The organism is Terriglobus sp. ADX1 (genome assembly GCF_036877645.1).
In the GTDB taxonomy this organism is placed as follows: domain Bacteria; phylum Acidobacteriota; class Terriglobia; order Terriglobales; family Acidobacteriaceae; genus Terriglobus.
Map to the genome: position 1 here is coordinate 31,077 of NZ_JAEDXV010000010.1, position 18,947 is coordinate 50,023.

The window sequence follows — 18,947 nt, forward strand, 5'->3', positions numbered from 1 at the left end:
GATGGGTCTTGGGGCCTCCTTGTTCCGGCGATGAATGAAGGGGCGCTGGCAGGTATTCGGTCCTCTGGGGCCTTCGGGGAATCGTACCCATCATGCGATACTGGGGAGCGGTGATGTATAAACGCGTTCTTCTCAAGATTTCAGGTGAGGCACTGGCTGCGGGCCGGGGCTTTGGTATTGATGCCATCTTCGTAAGCCGTGTGGCTTCGGAAATTGTGCAGCTTGCCAGCAGTGGCTGCCAGGTGGCCGTTGTTGTGGGTGGTGGCAACTTCTTCCGCGGTGTCGCGGAACAAGCCATTCACATGGACCGCGTTGCAGCGGATCACATGGGCATGTTGTCCACGGTGATCAACGCCATTGCCATGCAGGACGCGATTGAAAAGCTGGGCATCCAGTGCCGCGTGATGAGCGCGATTGAAATGCACGAGGTCGCCGAGCCTTATATTCGCCGCCGTGCGATTCGCCATCTGGAAAAGGGCCGCGTCGTGATCTTTGGCGCAGGTACGGGCAATCCGTATTTCTCTACGGATACCGCTGCTGCGCTGCGTGCCATGGAGATTCGTGCGGATGTGCTGCTGAAGGCGACTTCGGTTGACGGCATCTTTACGGCCGATCCGAAGAAGGACCCCGAAGCGACGATGTTCCAGACGATCACATATATGGACATCATCAAGATGGGCCTGCGTGTGATGGATACATCGGCGGTGTCGCTGTGCAACGACAACAACATGCCGATGGTGATCTTCTCCATGCGTGAAGAAGGCAACATTGTGCGTGTGGTTGGCGGCGAAAAACTTGGAACACTTGTGACGTCGTAATGACGCAAGTAACCGCGGTTGCGCCGCAGAAGAAACCGCCGTTGCCAGGATTGACCGGCATCCGAACGTTTCTCGCCATTGGCATCATGTTCTTTCACTTCACGCCTCCGCTACCGGAGTTTGTGAAGCCCCTGATCAACGCAGGGTTCACGTACATCAGCTTCTTTCTGCTGATCAGTGGATTCGTGCTGGCGTACAACTATGCGCATCGTGCGGACACGTTACGTCCGGGCAAGTTTTATGCTGCGCGCCTTTCGCGTCTGTATCCGGTGTATCTGCTGTCGCTGGTGATATCGCTGGAGATGTTGCATGCGGAGTGGAAGATCCGTCCGCTGAGCGAGTTTATACGTGGCTTTGTGCTCACCCCCTTTCTGTTGCAGGGATGGAGTCCGACGCTGGCCACGTTCTGGAATACCGTGGCATGGACGTTGGCCACGGAAGCGATGTTGTACCTGGCGTTTCCGCACATCATCCGCATGAAGTGGTGGCCGCGTTCGCCGGGGAAACTGCTGGCTTTGTTTGGTGTGTTCTGGCTGTGGGAACTGCTGCTGCCAACGATCTATACCGTTCTGAATCCCGATGGTTTGTACAACATTGATCGCTATTCGTCGGGTTATTGGCTACGAGCATTGAAGTACACGCCGCTGCCGTTTGTGCCGATCTTCCTTGCTGGGATTACTCTGGGCCGCCTGCATGCAATGGTGGAATTGAGTGATCGGGTCAAGCTGGCGCTGACTCTGTTGGCGGGTGGAGCTGCTCTTGCAGCGTTCTATGTGCTGGTGCCGCGCCTGCCGTATGTCATGTTGCATGGCGGTATGCTGACGCCGGTATTTGCCCTGCTGGTTTGGGGTTTAACCGGGAATCACTGGATTTCGCGCTTTCTGGGATGGGGCCCGATCGCAGCGTTTGGGCGTGCGAGTTTGTGCCTGTATCTGCTGCACTTCAACACGTTTATCTTCCTGCACGACCACCATCTGCCAGAGCGGTTGGGCGTGGCGAAGTATGACCCGTGGATCAGCTATGCGTTCATTCTTTGCTTTGCGTATGCCGCGTTCAAGCTGGTGGAGCACCCGGCGCAGAAATATCTGCTGAGCCGGTGGGTGTATCGCGAGCCAAAGCCGCCGGTGCAGGTGAGCGCGCCACTCGGTTAGTTCGGTATCCTAATCGTCCTGCCTGTCGCAGCAGATCCCGTCGATTTGCGCATTCCGCAGATTTCCATATCGCCTGCGGAAATTGTCTGGCATACTGATGTTGCAATCCTTTCACAATTCATTCAGGGGACCGCGTGTGGTGCGCGTGCTCGTAACGCACATCCGCGTTTTGATTTCCTGTCGCTGTTCGTCACCGCCGGATTTTCCGGCACAGCAGAAGTAAGGAGCCATCTCTTCGATGTCGATGACCCGTCGTAACTTCCTTATGCGCGTCGGCCAGGCCGGCGGTTATTCCGCAACATTTGCCACCATGCAGGCTTTGGGCATGATGCCGATGAAGGCGCAGGTGGTGAAGCCGATTGAGGCTCAAGCCGGCGTTGGCAAGGGCGTCAGTGTGGTGATTGCGGGTGGCGGTGTCGCCGGACTGGTGACCGCGTACGAACTACGTAAGCTGGGCTATAAGGTGACGTTGCTGGAAGCGCGCAGCCGCCCTGGCGGCCGTAACTGGAGCGCTCGCAACGGCACCACGATTGAATTTATTGATGGAACGAAGCAGCAGTGTACCTGGGAGCCGGGGAACTATCAGAACCTTGGCCCCGGCCGCCTGCCTTCGGTTCACACGACGATCCTGGGTTACTGCCGCGAGTTGAAGATTCCGCTCGAGGTAGAGGTCAACACGTCGCGTTCCACGATTTTGCAGAACGATGCTGCGTATGGCGGCAAGCCGGTGGTGCAGCGCAAGGCCCTCAACGACGCGCGTGGCCATGTAAGCGAGTTGCTGGCGAAGTCCATCAAAGGCGGCGCGCTGGATACCGATCTGAGCAAGGAAGATAAGGACCGGATGCTGAGCTTCCTGCGCACCTATGGTCCGCTGGGCTTTGACGGTAAGTACCATGGCTCCGATCGCGCTGGCATTAAGCAGTATCCCGGCGCAGGCACGCAGACCATGCAGATTGAAGATCCTCTGGACATGCACACGCTGCTGGATGCGAACTTCTGGTCGGGCATTTTGTATGAAGAGGCATGGGACTGGCAGGCAACGATGATGCAGCCGGTGGGCGGCATGGATCGCATTCCCTATGCTTTTGCGCGTGAGCTGGATAAGACGAAGACCATCATCTACAACGCCCCAGTCACTTCGTTCAAGCGCACAGGCGCGAACAAGGGGGTGGAAGTCACCTACATGCAGAACGGCAAGGAGCAGGTGATCAAGGCCGACTACATGGTGAACGCCATGCCATTGCCCATCATCAAGAAGATGAAGAACGATCTCTCCGCACCGTACAAGGCTGCGATTGATGGTGCAACTTACGCCAACAGCTACAAGCTGGCGTGGGAGTCAAACCGCTTCTGGGAGAAGGACTACAACATCTATGGTGGCCTGAGCTTCCGCGCGCCCGGACCCACGACTGTGATCTGGTATCCGTCTGCGAACCTGTTTGCGGATAAGGGCATCCTCTGCACGGGCTACGAGGACGAGTTGAACTGGGGATGGGAGAAGCTGACGCTGGAGGAGAAGTTTGCCACGGCGAAGAAGCAGCTTGAGAAGATTCATCCTGGGCACTCGCAGGAGCTGACGAAGCCGATCATTTGCATGTGGCGCCACGTTCCGTACAACGAAGGTTCGTGGATTCGGAGCTACGGCGGTGGTGATGCTGGCTACAACACGCTGATCCAGCCCGATGGCCCGATCTTCTTCGCGGGCGATCACACGACGCACGTTGTGGGCTGGCAGGAGGGCGCATCGCAGTCGGGCCGCCGAGCGACGGAGATGATTTGCGAGCGCGTAAAGTCTGCACGGATGGCTGGTGACTTCGGCCCCGTGGAAGCGTAAACCGAAACATCCAGGGGAAGGCGATGAGCCTTCCCCTTTTGTCTTTTGCAACGATCACAGAAGGAGCATTTCCATGAAGTTGAAGAGCACGATTCTGGCCGGTGTACTGGCTACTGCCGCTGTCGTTTCCAGCCATGCACAGGTAACGGTGAAGCACATCCAGACGGAGAAGTCGCCCATTGCAACGGCTGTTTGGGCGGGCGACACGCTGTACGTCAGCGGCCAGCTTGCTACGCCGATTACGCCTGCTGATCCTGCAAAGGGAACACCCGCAGTCTTTGGCGACACCAAGCAGCAGACCTTCGACATCCTGACGAAGATCCAGAAGATCCTGCAGGAGCAGGGCCTGGACATGAAGGACGTCGTGAAGGCCACCGTGTTCCTGGCTGCTGACCCCAAGCTCGGCAAGATTGATTTCCCTGGGCTGCAGGCCAGCTTCACGCAGTTTTTCGGAACCAAGGAGCAGCCCAACAAGCCTGCTCGCTCAGCTTTCCAGGTTGCCAATCTGGTTGCTCCGGGCTATCTGCTGGAAATTGAAGTGATCGCCGTAAAGGGTAAGTAATAAAACTAATCGTATTCGCAAGTCCAATCTTCTGATTGGTGATATACGAAACGCAGTAATACAAGAGCGCAAAGTTTCCGCAGTGTAAGCAAAGAGAATTTCCTTTGCGGCCACTCTGCGAAAGCTTTGCGCTCTTTGTGTTTCGGGTGCGCTTTGTCGCGGGGATGGTGCATGTCCGCTGTTGATGGGAAGAAAAATAGTTAGTTTTCCTTCTCAACCATCATTTCTTCGTTGACACGTTATTGACCTCTCCGTAATATCAGTTCAACCAATCACATCCAACGTGCTTCTTCTTCGCACTTGTCCTAAGTGCGGGCTTGAAGCATAGCTAGCAGAACTACTTGAAGACGCACCCTGAAAGGGGTGGAACCTTCGCAGTCCCGCAGCACCTTTTGCACGATGTACCGCCCGCTTTGCTTCACCTGAAGTAACACCGAGTACCTGCAACAACGCCGCAACCCCGGATCAAAAACCTCCGGATATTGCATCGCAGGCACGCCGAACGCAAACGCCTTCGGGGTGACGAGCCGTACCAGCAGCACCGAGTAGCGAATTCATTCTTTGTCACGCGCCGCAGCGCCTCGCGACGCGAACGCAGCGTTGTAACTTCATGTGTCCTTCGCATGAGGATGCACAAGCCTACATAAACCAATCTGTCCCGGCGATACCGAGCGCCGCGGGCAACGAACATCTGTACTCAATTGCCGCACCTTTGCAGGAGGTCTTATGTTGTCCAGATATTATCGTTTCTCCCGATCGTTCGCGCTTGCCCCCGTAGTGTTCTTGGCTGCGGCAGTACCCGGACATGCACAGTCGTACTACGGCACATTGAAAGGTCTGGTGAAAGACCCCAGCGGAGCTGCTATTCCGAATGCTGAAGTTACGCTGACAGACACTGGAACCAAGATCAAACGTAAGACTGTGACCACGGGCGCAGGTGATTATGTTTTTAACGCGGTCGATCCTGGAACATTTGACCTCTCCGTCACCGCTAATGGCTTTTCGGTCTACACGCAGAAAGGCGTGATCGTTGCCACGCAGCAGACCGTAGCGCTGGACATTCCGCTCACAGTTGGTAGCTCTGGTGTGGTGGTAGAAGTAACCAGCGCAGCACCGGCCATTGATACAGCAACTGCACAGAACGGCCAGGTATTTGACGCGCAGAAACTCGTTGACCTGCCGAACCTTGGTCGCAATCCGTTTCTTCTTACTAAGCTCAATAACAATGTGACGGCAGTCGGCGATCCACGCTTCAACCGCTTTCAGGATCAGTCGGGATCATCCGCGATCTCAATCGCCGGTGGCCCGATCAATATGAATAACTACCTGATTGATGGTGTTCCGGTAACGGACTTTTCCAATCGCGCGGTGATTATCCCGTCTGTAGAAGCCGTGCAGGAAATGAAGACGCAGACGAATACCTATGATGCGGAAGCAGGACGCACTGGTGGCGGCGTATTCAACACACTTTTGAAATCTGGAACCAATACATTGCATGGCAATCTGTATGGATCCACACGTCAGACGAATTGGTCTGCGAACACATGGATTAACAATCGCACTGGCGCACCGCGTCCTAACATTGCCCAGTACAGCTACGAAGGTTCTCTCGGCGGGCCCATCTGGAAAGACAAGACCTTCTTCTGGGTTACAGAAGAAGGCTATCGTCAGCGTTCGCCTCTCGGAGCTAACTACTATCTTCCGACGGCTGCAGAAAAAGCAGGTGATTTCTCTGCACGCGGTACTGTATCCAATGGCGTTTGTACCAGCGGTCTCTGTATTTATGACCCGTTGACCACGGATCCTACTACCGGCATCCGCACTGCCTTTGCCGGCAATATCATTCCGTCAAACCGAATCAACACAGTAGGTAAGAACCTGCTTACAGCATTGCCCACATGCGCTGCAGGCTGCAATTCATCGGCTGCGTACGGAGCAACAAATTTTCAGCCAACCGATCTCCTGGGAGATCGCGCGGATGAATTCATTGCGAAGGTTGATCACCAGGTGACTAAGTGGTGGTTGGCCAATGCTTCCTATCTTCACTATGGTTCGAAAGAACCAGGTGGCAACCCTCTAGGATCGTTCGCTGGTGGTACGACTGCTTACCTGCTGTATCGCAAGGTGGATGCATTCAATCAGAACAACGTAATCACGCTGAATCCTACGACTATCCTGACTGTGTCGTACGGACAGAATCGCTTCCCGAATAACACGCTGGATCTAACTTCTAACTATGACCAGACGCAGCTAGGATTCCCCTCCAGCTACGCGAATAGCTTGCAGAAGAAAGCGTTTCCCGCCATCACAATGCAGTCTGCAGCATCCTTTGGAACGAATAACTCAGGACCAGCGGTATTTTATTCACGCAACATTGTGGTGGCTGTAGCAAAGAGCCTCGGACGTCACTCCGTCAAGGCTGGTTATAACTTCCGTACCATTTCCGTTGACTTCACCAACGTAAGTACCGGAAACGGAAGTTACACCTTCCAGAACACCTTCACATCGCAGAATCCGTTGGCTGGCACACGCGTAGGTGGCGCGGACGTAGCCGACCTTCTGCTTGGCTATCCCACAAGTGGTTCCGTGCAGGTGGTAACACCGCTTGCGCTGAACGTGAAATACAACGCTGTGTACTTCCAGGACGATATCCGCTTAACCAACAAGCTCACGATCAATGCCGGTCTACGCTATGAATTTGAGCCGGGCATTCACGAGCGCAGCAATCACTATGCTGTGGGCTTCGATCGCAACATCACCAGCCCTCTGCAGACAACTGCGGGAGTTACCACCAAGGGCGCGATCGAATACGCGGGACAAAACGGATACAGCACGAACTGCTGCAGCAACCACTCCTTCAACTTCTCGCCTCGTATTGGTGCAGCATATGCGCTGGATGAGAAGACTGTGGTTCGTGGTGGCTTCGGTGTCTTCTATGCACCGCTGTTTTACTCCACCAGCGCAAGCCTTGCTCCTGGCTATGCTGCAACATCAACGTATGTTGCATCGAACGACAGCAACCGTACTCCTGCCAACTCCCTGAGCAATCCATTCCCGAATGGTTTGACACAGCCTTCCGGTAACAGCCTTGGTCTCTCACAGGGCGTTGGTACCAGCCTCACAACCATTGATCAGGATCGTCGTATGCCGTTGATCCAGCAATGGTCGCTGGATGTACAGCGCGAGTTTGCGTTCGGCATGTCCGGTGAAATGGGCTATGTCGCATCGCATGGCCGCAACCTGCTGCCAAGCAATGGCGGCACATACAACATCGATCAGATCAACCCAGGTGCGATTCCGTATGGGCAGGGTGCATGCCCGGCAAACACTGGCAGCAGCACATTCTTAACGGATAGCAGCACCAATCCCTATGCCAATAAGGGTGGCACCGGCGTGATTGCGGCAGCAAAGATTGCCAACAATCAGCTCTGCCGTCCGTTCCCACAGTTCAGCGCAGTGAACATTCAGCCCAGCGTCTCGCAGTCCAACTATGAGTCGTTGATTCTCAACACGCGCAAGCGGTTCTCGCATGGCTTCTCTCTGACAGCTGGATATACGTGGTCCAAGAACATGGATAGCGTCTTCTCGCAGAGCAGCAATCTGAACGTGGGCGCTAACGGACCGCAGAACTTTTACAACATCAACGGCCCCGGCGGCGAATATTCGCTGGCCATTAACGATATCCCTCACCGGTTTACCTTTGGCGGCACAGGCGAACTGCCCTTCGGCAAGGGACGTGCGTTCCTGAACAACAATCGCTGGATGGATCTGATCGTTGGTGGATGGAGCGCGAACGCAACCTTCGTCGGTCAGTCTGGCGGACCGGTGCCAATCCAGAACAACACCAACCTGAACTCTTCCATCCTGGGAACAGCAACGCAACGTCCGAATGTTATCTACGGAGTTCCGCTGTGCACGTCGGGGTCAACGCAATCGCGCCTGACCACGTTCTTTAACCCAGCGGCATTCGCTACCACGCAGCCAGGCAACGGCCAGTTCGGCAACCTGTCTCGCACCAGCAGCGCTTGCCGTGCGCCGGGCTCTCGCAACGTGGATATGTCTGTGTTCAAAGACTTTCAGACAGAGCGGGTACACTTCCGCTTCCAGGCAGAAATGCTCAATCTGACCAATACACCGCTGTTCGCACTCAACACCAATGGCCTGAAGTATGGGAACGCGTCGTTTGGCTCGGTGAACACTTCGGCCATCAACTTCCCGCGCCTCATCTCGCTTGGCGGCAGAATTTCGTTCTAACGCCAAAACAGGGTGTAACTGCCTCGGGGCCGCAGCTTCCGTGCTGCGGCCTCTCTTTTTTGATTTCGTCCAAACAGGACCGCAACTTAGCGGGCCCTCAAGCATCTAGTAATAAAGATCAAACAGCGACCGGCTTGATCGGAGTTTGCCGGGGGCTTACACTAGAGATTGAAGTTCTGAAGGAGACAACCACCATGGCAACTGCCGCTCCCACACCCGAAGTAGTCACCGGCCCGGCCCCGACGACCCAGCCCGTAGCGCTGACGCCCTCTGCCATCGCCAAGGTGAAGGAGATTATGGCCACACAGGATCCGCTTCCGGCTGGTCTGCGCATTGGTGTTGTAGGTGGCGGCTGCTCCGGCTTCCAGTACTCCATGAGCTTTGAGAACCAGCAGGGCATGATGGACAAGGTTGTCCGCTTTGATGACCTGAAGGTTTTCGTGGACGCTACCAGCGCTATGTACCTGAACGGCTGCACCGTCGACTATGTCGAGACTCTGGAAGCTGCTGGCTTCAAGTTTGAGAATCCCCAGGTGAAGAGCACCTGCGGTTGCGGATCGTCGTTCTCGGTCTAACAGTTATGCTGCGAACCTGCAGCACCAGTTCAAAAGGCCCGCTTCGGCGGGCCTTTTTGCTATGCAGGGTATCGTCGGCGGGCGATGTTCGATGCGCCATTCCAGTGCAGCAAGCCACGAAGAGATTTATCGGGACTAGCCTGAAAAGGGCACCATTCTTCGTGCTTGCGGAGGTTGCATGCGTTTCCGAGGCGTTTTCCTTGCTTTGACTCTCTTATGGGCAGGCGTTCCTGCCGTGGCGCAGGGGTACTCTTCGGATCACGCCATGGGGGCACATGCGCAGCAGTTACCGGCGTATCTGCAGCAGGCGGGTTTGGAGCAGCGACTGAACCAGTTGCTGCCTATGAGCGCGACCTTCACCGATGAAACTGGACATACCGGGCCGCTGTCGGACTGGTTTCATGGGCGGCCAGTAGTGATGGCACTGATCTATTACAAGTGCGCCATGCTGTGTCCGCAGGTACTTCATGGGCTGAGCGCCGGACTGCATGACGTGACGCTTCGGCCTGGAAAGGACTACGACGTTCTAACGTTCAGCATTGATCCCACGGATACCCCCGCAGACGCAGTGAAGCAGAAACAGCAATTTCTGGCGGATGTGGGAAAGAACGCGCCTGCCGATGCGGTGCATTTTCTGGTGGGAACCCCGGCGGATATTGCAGCGATTAGTGGTTCCACTGGCTTTCATTATGTAAAGGTGCCGGGGCCGGATGGCAAGATGGATCAGTTTGCCCATTCCAGCGCGATAATGTTCGCCACGCCGGACGGCAAGCTTTCCAAGTATCTGACGGGTGTAGACTTCCCGGCGCGCGACCTGAGGATGGCGTTGCTGGAGGCATCGGAGCGAAAGATCAGCAATCCGGTGGATCTGCTGATCCTGTATTGCTGCAGCTACAACCCGGTAGTAGGCAAATACACCGTGTCCATTCTGCGGATTCTGAGCTTTGCCGCCATGTTCGCCGTGGTGGTTGTGGTGGGAATGCTGGTGGTGCTGACGAGGAAGTCGAAGGCCACGGCTTAGAGGCGATTCCGGTTTTGGCGAAGGTGACGGTGGATTCATCGTGGGGCTGCTCTGGAATCGTTCGTAGTCCGTCTAAAATTGTGCAGACCACTGAATGACGGAATACATAGTTAAACTCGCCGACGAACGCGGCCGCGTGCAGGAGCAAACGCATCCTGCTGCCAGCGCGGAAGAATTGCGTGCACGCTTTTTGCAGGCGGGATACCTTGTCTATTCCGTAAAGCCCAAGAGCGCGCTGGCGGGTGGTTCCTCCAGTAAGAAGGTGAAACTGCAGGCCTTCCTGGTGTTTAACCAGCAGTTTGTCACGCTGATTAAGGCAGGCTTGCCTATTCCAGGATCGCTGGAGTTGTTGGCGCGGCGTCAACGCGATGAAAACTTCAAGGCGCAACTGGTGAACGTGGCGGCGCGTATCAAGACGGGCGAATCCTTGTCAGGAGCGTTTGACGCGCAGGGTGGGTTTCCGCTGATCTTCACAACGACGTTGCTTGCGGGTGAGCGTTCCGGCAACCTTGCGGAAGTGCTGCAACGTTATGTGGATTTTCAGCGCGTGTCGCTTACGGTCACAAAAAAGCTGAAGAGCGCGCTGGTGTACCCCACGTTGCTGATCACGCTGGTGGTGGGGCTTTTCATCTTTCTGATTTCGTTTGTGGTGCCGCGCTTTGCGCAATTGTATGACCAGTTGAACGCGCCGCTGCCGAAGATTACGGTGTTCTTGCTGGATGTGGGCAACGCTTCGCAGAAGTACGGTTTGTATGTATTGCCATTTGTGCTATTGGCGGCGTTTCTGTTGTATCGGTGGTCGAAGACAGATGCAGGCGCCACGCTCATTGATCGTGTGCGCTTGTCGATTCCGCTGATTGGCAATATCTGGTTGAAGTACCAGGTGGGATTGTTTGCGCGCACGCTCTCAACTTTGTTGACGGGTGGTTTGCCGCTGGTGCCTTCGCTGGAAACGGCTGCGCGGTCTATCTCTTCGCGTCAGGTTTCGAATGCGGTGTTCGCTTCCGTGACGCAGGTGCGTGAAGGTCAGGGCCTAAGCCGATCTCTGGAAGCTACAAAGGTCTTTCCAGAGCTCGCGTTGGAAATGATCGAAGTGGGCGAGTCGACTGGCGCTTTGCCCACGATGTTGAACTCGGTAGGCGGCTTCTTTGAAGAGGATGTGGATACATCCACTGCCGCGTTGTTGAGTTTGATTGAACCCACGCTGCTGATCTTTATGGGCATTGTGGTTGCCGTAATTCTGATTTCGCTTTATCTGCCGATCCTGCAGCTTGGCGCGGGCGCTGCGAGCGGGCAGCCCGGAGCAGGGCAGTAAGTCTTACCTAAGGTTTTAGGAGTTCAACGAACTTATGGCATCTCCTCTTGCAATCCCCATTGCGAATCCGGAACTGAACGAGACAGAGCGCGCGCAGTTGATGGCGCGACGCTATCACTGCGAGTTCGTCGACCTGCGCGACTTCAAGATTCAGCATGAACTTGTGAAGTCGGTGCCGGTGGAACTGATGTTCCGCTACAACTTCATCCCGTTGGAACAGCTTGCAGATCGTCTCGTCATCGCGGTCAGCGATCCTTCGCGCCTGATGGTGCTGGATGAAATCTCCGGCCTGCTTGGGCAACGGCTGCTGACGCGCGTTGCCACGTTGTCGCAGATTACGGATCTGTTGAAGAAGACAGAGCAGTCGCAGCGCGTTCTGGAAGAGGCGACGGAAGGTCTCACGTTTGATGTCCTGTCTGCGGAAGATAATCCTGACGAGAACATTTCGATTGAACGACTGACGAGTGAAGACGATATCTCGCCGATCATTCGACTCGTCGATACGACGATCTTCTCCGCGCTGGAACGGCGCGCATCGGATATCCATCTCGAAACATACGACGATTCATTGCTGGTGAAGTACCGCATCGACGGCGTGTTGCAGCAGGCAATGGCACCCATTGCGCGTGAGCATCATCAGACAATTCTTTCGCGTATTAAGGTCATGAGCGAACTGGATATTGCAGAGCGTCGCGTGCCGCAGGACGGTCGTTTCCGTGTGCGTTACAAGGGACGCCTGATCGACTTCCGTGTGTCGATCATGCCCACGGTGCATGGCGAAAATGCTGTGCTGCGTGTGCTGGATAAAGAATCGATGAGCGAGAAGTTCAAGAAGCTCTCGCTGGACGTTGTGGGCTTTGGTGCGCATGATCTGGAGCGTTTCCGCCGTTACATCAAAGAACCCTACGGCATGGTGCTGGTGACCGGGCCAACGGGTTCCGGTAAGACAACGACGCTGTACGCCGCGTTGAACGAGATCAAGAGCGAAGAAGACAAGATCATCACCATTGAAGACCCTGTCGAATACCAGATTCGCGGCATTACGCAGATTCCTGTGAATGAGAAGAAGGGCCTCACGTTTGCGCGTGGTTTGCGCTCGATTCTGCGTCATGACCCGGACAAGATTCTAGTGGGTGAGATTCGTGATGCGGAGACAGCACAGATTGCCATCAACTCTGCATTGACGGGTCACCTTGTATTCACAACCGTTCACGCAAACAATGTGGTGGACGTGCTGGGTCGATTCCTGAACATGGGTGTGGAGCCGTACAACTTTGTGTCGGCGTTGAACTGCATCCTGGCGCAGCGACTGGTGCGACAAATCTGCGATTTCTGTGCAACGCATCGCACGTACAGCGATGAGGTATTGCTGGAGAACGGCCTGAATCCTGAGGAATGGCGTGGGTTCGAATTTCGTGAGGGCACAGGTTGCATTGAGTGCGGCGGTACGGGGTATCGTGGCCGTTCGGCGATTCACGAGTTGCTGGAACTGGATGATGAAGTGCGCGAAATGCTGCTGGAGAAGAAGCCGGGCAGCGAGATTCGTCGCAAAGCCGCGGCTAAGGGCATGCACTTCCTGCGCGATTCGGCGCTGGAACGCGTACGCGCTGGCGTGACCACGCTGCATGAGATCAACAAGGTTACATTCATCGAAAGCGGTCGCTAAAGCCGCGCATCTTTTGTGCGTTCGTACTATGCTGGTGCCGCTTCGCTGCGTGATGTTTTTCCGCAGCGTATGAGGGCGAACGATGCGGCGTGGACTGCGAATCCTTTTTTCTCTTCTGACGGTGGGAGCCGTTGTTGCGCAGGCGCAGCAGCGGCCAAAGATCCTTGGCATAGCGCATGTGGCCTATGCGTCGCATGACATGGAGGCTTCGCGTGCGTTTTATCGTGACTGGCTTGGGCTTGAAGAAGTGAATACGTGGATGAGCGAAGAGGGCAAGGTTGCGTTCACGTTCTTCAAAATCAACGACCACCAGTTCGTGGAACTGACGCCGGAAAAGGAAGCTGGCACTGATCGCTTTGGCGATGTTTCGTTTGAGACGAACGACGCTGAAGCGATGCGCCGCTATCTTGCAGCGAAGGGCGTTGCCGTTCCAAAGGAAGTAACGCATGGACGCATTGGCAATGTGGCGTTCAAGATTACTGATCCTGCCGGGCATCAGGTGGAGTTTGTGCAGTACATGCCGCAGGGCAAGACTGCGCAGGACTTCGGTAAGCATCTGGGGCCGGAACGTATTTCCACGCATATGACGCATACCGGACTCATCGTGACGGATCTTGATCCGGAGTATCGCTTTTATACGCAGGTGTTGGGTTTTACGGAGACGTGGCGTGGATCGTCAGATGGCAAGACGCTTTCGTGGATCAACCTGAAAATGCCGGACAGCACGGATTATGTGGAGTTCATGTTGTACAAGGAAGCGCCAGCGCCCACGAAGCGTGGCTCGGCACACCACATCTGTCTGGTGGTGCCCAGTGTGCCGGAGGCGGTGGCAAAGCTGAAGAAACGGCCCTATGCCGCGACGTACAAGCGTCCGCTGGAGGACGATCACGTCGGCAAAAATCGCAAACTACAATCAAATCTGTTTGACCCCGATGGAACGCGAACGGAGTTGATGGAACCGACGACAATTGATGGCACAGTCACACCGCCCTCCACGGCTCCGTGGCCGCCGCTTTAAGGCTGCCGGTGGAAATGGAAGATTTCATCTTTGCCCGTCCGCGCATGGTGGACGGTGCAGGTGAGTGTATCTCCGGCTCGTTGATAGTGCAGGGTGGTGCTGCCGTCTTCTTCCTCAAACAGGACTTCATTTGCGCTGACCTTGCGCAGGGGCATGCGGGTGCTCTTGTCTTTGTCTTCCCATCCAATAAGCCCGGCATTGAAATGCTTCAGCTTCAGGACGGGCATATTGGGATCCATTTCGACCGTCCAGAATTCGTAGAAGACAGGCGTGCCTTTGTGAAGGACGCGGAACTGGCCTGTGATGTTCTGTGCATGAATAGGTGACCATGATTCTTCCTGATATTCATCCGGTGTGTCGCTGATCCAGCGACCGGTGAGGAAGGCAAGCTGCTCAATCGTGGAGGAAGTTGCCTGTGCGTGCAGGCCAGACGGTGTTGCTAAAGCAGCAAGGAGCAAGGCGATAGGAAGGCACCGGGGCATGCGCTGATCTTAGGCGATGGGAGAAACGTTCGGAAATGGAATTCCAGAAAGAGAGGCTGTGCTATCGGACGGCGGCAAATCCCGTCTCAAGCATGTAGTCTGGATTAGCTCCGAAGTATGCCTTCCGTTCTTCCGAAATCGACGATGCAGGTGCGTCCGCGCATGGCTGTAGAAGTGCGCCCTGAGGGCGTGTATGCGGCCTCGTCGCCGGATACCGCAGGATTGCTGGCTCAGGTGGCTTCTGCCACGCTGCCGATGGGGGCTGTGGTGCCGTCGCTGAAGGTGGGCAATGTGGTGGACCGCATTGCCGTGATCGCGGCGCTTCGCAAGGCGCTGGGCGCGGTGCAGGTAGGCAAAGGGCGCGATGTGACGCTCATTGTGCCGGATACGGCCGTGCGCGTCCTGCTGCTGGATTTTGATGAACTGCCGTCAAAGACGGAAGATGCGCTGGCCGTGATGCGTTTCCGGCTGGCCAAGCTGCTGCCGTTCAATCCGGAACTGGCGCAGGTCAGCTGGCAGGTGATGAGTCGCCATTCGCTGGTGATGCAGGTGCTGGTGGTGGCCATTCCGAATGAAGTTCTGGCGGAATATGAGTCGGTAGTGCGTGAGGCCGGATTTGAGCCGGGCGCAGTGCTGCCCAGCACGCTGGCTGTTGCGGCTGCGATTGATGATGCCGCGCAGACCGCGTCGTTGTTGGTGAACGGCAGCGAATATGCCGTGACGACAGCCATTCTGCGCCGGGGCGAGTTGCTTCTGCATCGCACGCTGGAATTAAAGACCGATGCTATGGCCGAAGCTGCTGCCATCGTGTCCCAGGAGCCAGCGAACGCCGCGATTCATGCGGAGCTGATGCAGACCCAGGACGGCGAGGCCAGCGAAGTGGCTGTGGCAGAGATCGTGCAGGCAAGTGTATTGGCTGCGACCGATGACCCGTCGCGTGTGGAGCTGGAATTGCTGCAGGCTGTAAGCGTGGCGGCTGCTTATTTTGAAGACTCGTTGAATGTCGCGCCAGAGACGGTGCTGACGGCGGGAACGCTGTCTCCTTCCGCGTTGGAAGCGATGTTGGTAGAGACAGGTCTGCGCGCGACAGAAGTATTGACGTCGGCGGATCTGTTGTCGGCCACGCCTATTTCCCACGGGCTGTTGGCGGGGCTGCGAGGAGCGTTGAAAGGCTAACGTGCGCGTCTCGATTAATCTCGCAACCCGGCCTTATGTAGAGCTGGATCGGCTGCTGAAGCAGCTTCGTATTGCCATTGCTGCTCTGGCCGTGGTGGCGCTCGCGCTGGGCATCTGGCTGTATTCGCAGTCATCAAAGGCGCGGCAGCAGCAGGCAGAGCTGAAAGCGCTACAGGCGCAGGAACAAAAGCTGCAGGGCGAGCGCAATGCGAATGAGGCTCGACTACGGCAGCCAGTGAACGCCGCAACGTTAAGTCGCAATCAGTTCCTGAACACGCTGTTTCAGCGCAAGAGTTTCTCCTGGACTGCGGTGCTGATGGATCTGGAAGAGGTTCTGCCGGAGGGCGTGCAGGTATCGTCGATTGAGCCGGTGCCGTCTCCCACGGGTGAAGTGACCATCCGCATGCGTGTACTTGGGCAACGTGAGAATACGGTGCAACTGGTGCGCAACCTGGAGAAGTCGCATCGGTTTATCGCGCCCCGTCTGCAGGGCGAAGCACAGCAGACAGCGCAACGGAATGCGTCGACAATGGGCGCAAATGGTTTGCCGCAGCCTGCTGCCGTGGTGACCGGCGCGAATGGCTTGCCTGCCATCTCCGGTGTGGAGTTTGAGATTGTTTCCGGCTATAACCCGCTGCAATCGCGCGTTCACGAAAAGACTGCAGCAAAGACCGAAGATGAGGCCGACGAAAAGACTGAGTCCAAGACCAAGATCAGGACTAAGACCAAGCCGGAGGTGAAGAAGCCATGAAGCTGCCTTCCGGAATTACCGTGCCCGGCGTGAATGTGAATGATGTACAGCGCGAACGCATGCGCAAGCTTGCTACGCCGATCAATGCGCATCTGGCCGTGGCTGGTGTGCTGGTACTGCTTTGCCTATACCTCGGCGTGAGGCTGTATATGGTCAGCGGCAGCACGGGCACGCAGGGCAACGAAGCCATTGTGGTGGAGCAGTCGCGTGTGGCTGCGGCGAATCTGGCCGCAGAAAAGCTGCGTGGAGTGGACTCGAAGCTGCAGGCGTCGGATGCGGAAGCGCAGAAGTTCTACACGGATCGTCTACCGTATGCGTACTCTGACGTTGCTGCCGCGATTGGCACGCTGGCGAAGGAGACGAACGTTCGCTGGAGCCGCGCGTCGTACGTGCAGGCAGCGCCCACGGATGGCGTGACGGAATTGCGTATCGACGGCGCGGTGACGGGCGATTACGTTTCCGTTGCGCACTTCATCAACGCTATGGAGCGCAGCAAGAGCTTCTTCCTGATTGAGAACCTGGCGCTGACAGGCGCGCAGGGTGGATTGGTGAATCTGCAGCTTCGCATTGGGACGTATATCCGCGAACCCATGCCCGCCTACGCTACGGCGCAGACCGCCGCAGGAGCGCGTCCATGAGCGCGATGAAGGTGGGTAATGAAGATAAGAAGAAGCTGATCGCCGCGAGTGCCTTTGGCCTGATCGCTGTGGCTTCTTTGGTGTACAACTTTGCCGGAAGCGGAAGCAGCGATACGCCTTCCGCACCTTCGCCTGCCGTGACGCAGACGGCTCCTGCGAGCACCGCAAACCCGGCGGCGCATGCCACGGCTCACATTCCATCTTCAAAGCTGGATCCCACGCTGCATCCCGAGGGGATGCTGCTGACGGAGTCGCTGGTCTACGCAGGCAAGGGCCGCAACATTTTTGCGCCTCCGGGAACGCCATCTGCAGAAACGAAGCTGGCATCGATTCCGAAGCCGATCGCCTCACCGCGCTATGTGGCGCAGGCTCCGGTCAATACCGGACCGCCGCCTCCACCGCCTATCAACCTGCGATATTTTGGCAATGCGACGCGCAAAGACGGTGTGCGCCAGGCTTTCCTGTTGCAGGGTGAAGACGTCTTTATTGCAGGCAAGGGCGATATCGTCAGCCGCCGCTACAAAATTGGGGAAGTGGGCGCGCACGATGTGGAGGTCACGGACCTGACCAACAACAACACGCAGCGCCTCCCGTTAATCATGCAATGACCACTCTGAAGCCAGTCCGCAAGCACTCCGCAGGAGAAGAAGGCTATCTCCTGCTGGGGCTGGTGGTGGTGTGTTTTCTGCTCCTGCTGGTGTTGGGCGTGGCTGCTCCGCGCGTGGCAAAGGAGCTGGAGCGCGACCGTGAAGTGGAGTCAGAGCACCGTGCCCAGGAGTATGTCCGGGCCATCCAGCTTTTCTATAAGAAAAACAGCCGCTATCCCACATCGATGGATGAGCTTATGGGGAAAGGGCCGGGCGGAGGCATGAGCCTGGGCGGCACCTCCACGAACGTGCATTATCTGCGGCAGGAATACAAAGACCCAATTACCAATGGTGAATACCGCCTGATCCACTTCGGCGAGGCCAAAACTGAGGTTAAAGGCTTCTTTGGTGAGCCGTTGCAGGGCGCACCGGTGGGGAATCTGGGGTCGGCGGCGGGTATGGTGTCAAACCTGGGTGGGAATTCTTCTGCGGGAGCGTCTGGCAGTTCGGGCACTACAAGCGGATCGGGGGCATCGACTTCCTCAACCGGTGCTAGCGGAAGTACCGGCAGCACGGGAACTGGATCGGGCTCTGGAAACCAGACGGACGTTACTTCAACACTGGGCGGCAACAATGCCACCTCATTTCAGGGCAGCAAAGGGGCAATCATCGGCGTGGGCAGCAATGGCAAAGGCCACGGACTGGTGGAGTGGAACGGCTCTGAAAATATCGAGGATTGGGAGTTTCTCTACGATCCTCGTGTGGAATTGCTGAAGGCCCGGGTAAGTATCTTTGGCGGCTCACCTGCTGCCAATGGAAGCGGATCCTTTGGAAGCCTGGGCAACGGATTGGGGACGAACGGAGTGAATGGCTCCAATGCAAGCTCGACCAGCAACACGCCGACCAGCTCCGCCCCAACGACCGGGACATCCGGCACCGGCACCAACCCCTTTTAGACAATCCGGAATTTGAATCACGGATGGCCGTAAGGAAGATTCGTCTTTTAGGGGCATAAGGTCCGTATTCTTGCCCCTTTCTTCTCCGGTTTAGGGTCGTAGAGAGAATCTGCGACCAAAAGGTGAATTACTACATCATATAC

General features: G+C 56.3%; 17 protein-coding genes. 16 read left to right on the forward strand and 1 reads right to left on the reverse strand.

The window, feature by feature from the left end; translation table 11 throughout:
- Nucleotides 1–113: 113 nt before the first annotated feature.
- From pyrH to JAO32_RS08500, 11 genes are all read left to right on the forward strand, one after another.
- Entirely contained in the window at nt 114–818 is a 705-nt protein-coding gene (gene pyrH / locus JAO32_RS08450; RefSeq protein WP_334239430.1) for a UMP kinase, read from the forward strand.
- Nucleotides 818–1,969 carry an acyltransferase family protein gene (locus JAO32_RS08455; protein WP_334239432.1) on the forward strand — a complete coding sequence of 384 codons (1,152 nt, stop codon included), beginning with the start codon at nt 818–820 and terminating at the stop codon, nt 1,967–1,969. Before pyrH ends, JAO32_RS08455 begins: the two co-directional genes overlap by 1 nt.
- A 45-nt stretch (nt 1,970–2,014) precedes the next feature.
- Complete coding sequence (locus JAO32_RS08460; RefSeq protein ID WP_334239434.1) at nt 2,015–2,227, forward strand: hypothetical protein; 213 nt, start codon at nt 2,015–2,017, stop codon at nt 2,225–2,227.
- Entirely contained in the window at nt 2,208–3,803 is a 1,596-nt protein-coding gene (locus JAO32_RS08465; RefSeq protein ID WP_334239436.1) for a flavin monoamine oxidase family protein, read from the forward strand. The genes JAO32_RS08460 and JAO32_RS08465 overlap by 20 nt, the downstream gene beginning before the upstream one ends.
- Before the next feature lie 73 nt (nt 3,804–3,876).
- Nucleotides 3,877–4,365, forward strand: a complete 489-nt coding sequence (locus tag JAO32_RS08470) for a Rid family hydrolase (RefSeq protein WP_334239438.1) — start codon at nt 3,877–3,879, stop codon at nt 4,363–4,365.
- A 726-nt stretch (nt 4,366–5,091) separates the two neighbouring features.
- Nucleotides 5,092–8,619, forward strand: coding sequence for a TonB-dependent receptor (locus JAO32_RS08475; RefSeq protein WP_334239440.1), 3,528 nt, complete (start codon nt 5,092–5,094; stop codon nt 8,617–8,619).
- Nucleotides 8,620–8,813: 194 nt separating this feature from the next.
- Nucleotides 8,814–9,194, forward strand: a complete 381-nt coding sequence (locus JAO32_RS08480; RefSeq protein WP_334239443.1) for a HesB/IscA family protein — start codon at nt 8,814–8,816, stop codon at nt 9,192–9,194.
- Nucleotides 9,195–9,372: 178 nt separating this feature from the next.
- Nucleotides 9,373–10,215: an SCO family protein gene (locus tag JAO32_RS08485; protein WP_334239445.1), complete on the forward strand. Its 843-nt coding sequence runs from the start codon at nt 9,373–9,375 to the stop codon at nt 10,213–10,215.
- Between the two features lie 94 nt (nt 10,216–10,309).
- Nucleotides 10,310–11,530, forward strand: a complete 1,221-nt coding sequence (locus tag JAO32_RS08490; protein ID WP_334239446.1) for a type II secretion system F family protein — start codon at nt 10,310–10,312, stop codon at nt 11,528–11,530.
- Between the two features lie 34 nt (nt 11,531–11,564).
- Nucleotides 11,565–13,196 (forward strand): GspE/PulE family protein, encoded by a 1,632-nt coding sequence (locus JAO32_RS08495; protein ID WP_334239447.1) that lies wholly within the window; start codon nt 11,565–11,567, stop codon nt 13,194–13,196.
- A gap of 82 nt (nt 13,197–13,278) precedes the next feature.
- Complete coding sequence (locus JAO32_RS08500; protein WP_334239448.1) at nt 13,279–14,214, forward strand: VOC family protein; 936 nt, start codon at nt 13,279–13,281, stop codon at nt 14,212–14,214.
- Here the strand turns inward: JAO32_RS08500 and JAO32_RS08505 are convergent.
- A complete protein-coding gene (locus JAO32_RS08505; protein WP_334239449.1) occupies nt 14,211–14,696 on the reverse strand; it encodes a DUF6265 family protein in 486 nt (161 codons plus the stop codon). The two genes, JAO32_RS08500 and JAO32_RS08505, sit on opposite strands and share 4 nt — an antisense overlap.
- A gap of 117 nt (nt 14,697–14,813) precedes the next feature.
- Here JAO32_RS08505 and JAO32_RS08510 point away from each other — a divergent pair, with 117 nt between their 5' ends.
- The 5 genes from JAO32_RS08510 to JAO32_RS08530 are packed head-to-tail and all read left to right on the forward strand — an operon-like array spanning nt 14,814 to nt 18,804.
- Nucleotides 14,814–15,872, forward strand: coding sequence for a hypothetical protein (locus JAO32_RS08510; protein ID WP_334239450.1), 1,059 nt, complete (start codon nt 14,814–14,816; stop codon nt 15,870–15,872).
- 1 nt (nt 15,873) lies between these two features.
- The gene (locus JAO32_RS08515) at nt 15,874–16,623 is read left to right on the forward strand and encodes a fimbrial assembly protein (protein WP_334239451.1); all 750 of its coding nucleotides are present in this window, start codon (nt 15,874–15,876) and stop codon (nt 16,621–16,623) included.
- A complete protein-coding gene (locus tag JAO32_RS08520) occupies nt 16,620–17,261 on the forward strand; it encodes a hypothetical protein (protein ID WP_334239452.1) in 642 nt (213 codons plus the stop codon). Before JAO32_RS08515 ends, JAO32_RS08520 begins: the two co-directional genes overlap by 4 nt.
- Complete coding sequence (locus tag JAO32_RS08525; protein ID WP_334239453.1) at nt 17,258–17,869, forward strand: hypothetical protein; 612 nt, start codon at nt 17,258–17,260, stop codon at nt 17,867–17,869. The genes JAO32_RS08520 and JAO32_RS08525 overlap by 4 nt, the downstream gene beginning before the upstream one ends.
- Nucleotides 17,866–18,804, forward strand: coding sequence for a type II secretion system protein (locus tag JAO32_RS08530; protein ID WP_334239455.1), 939 nt, complete (start codon nt 17,866–17,868; stop codon nt 18,802–18,804). Before JAO32_RS08525 ends, JAO32_RS08530 begins: the two co-directional genes overlap by 4 nt.
- The last annotated feature ends 143 nt before the right edge of the window (nt 18,805–18,947 follow it).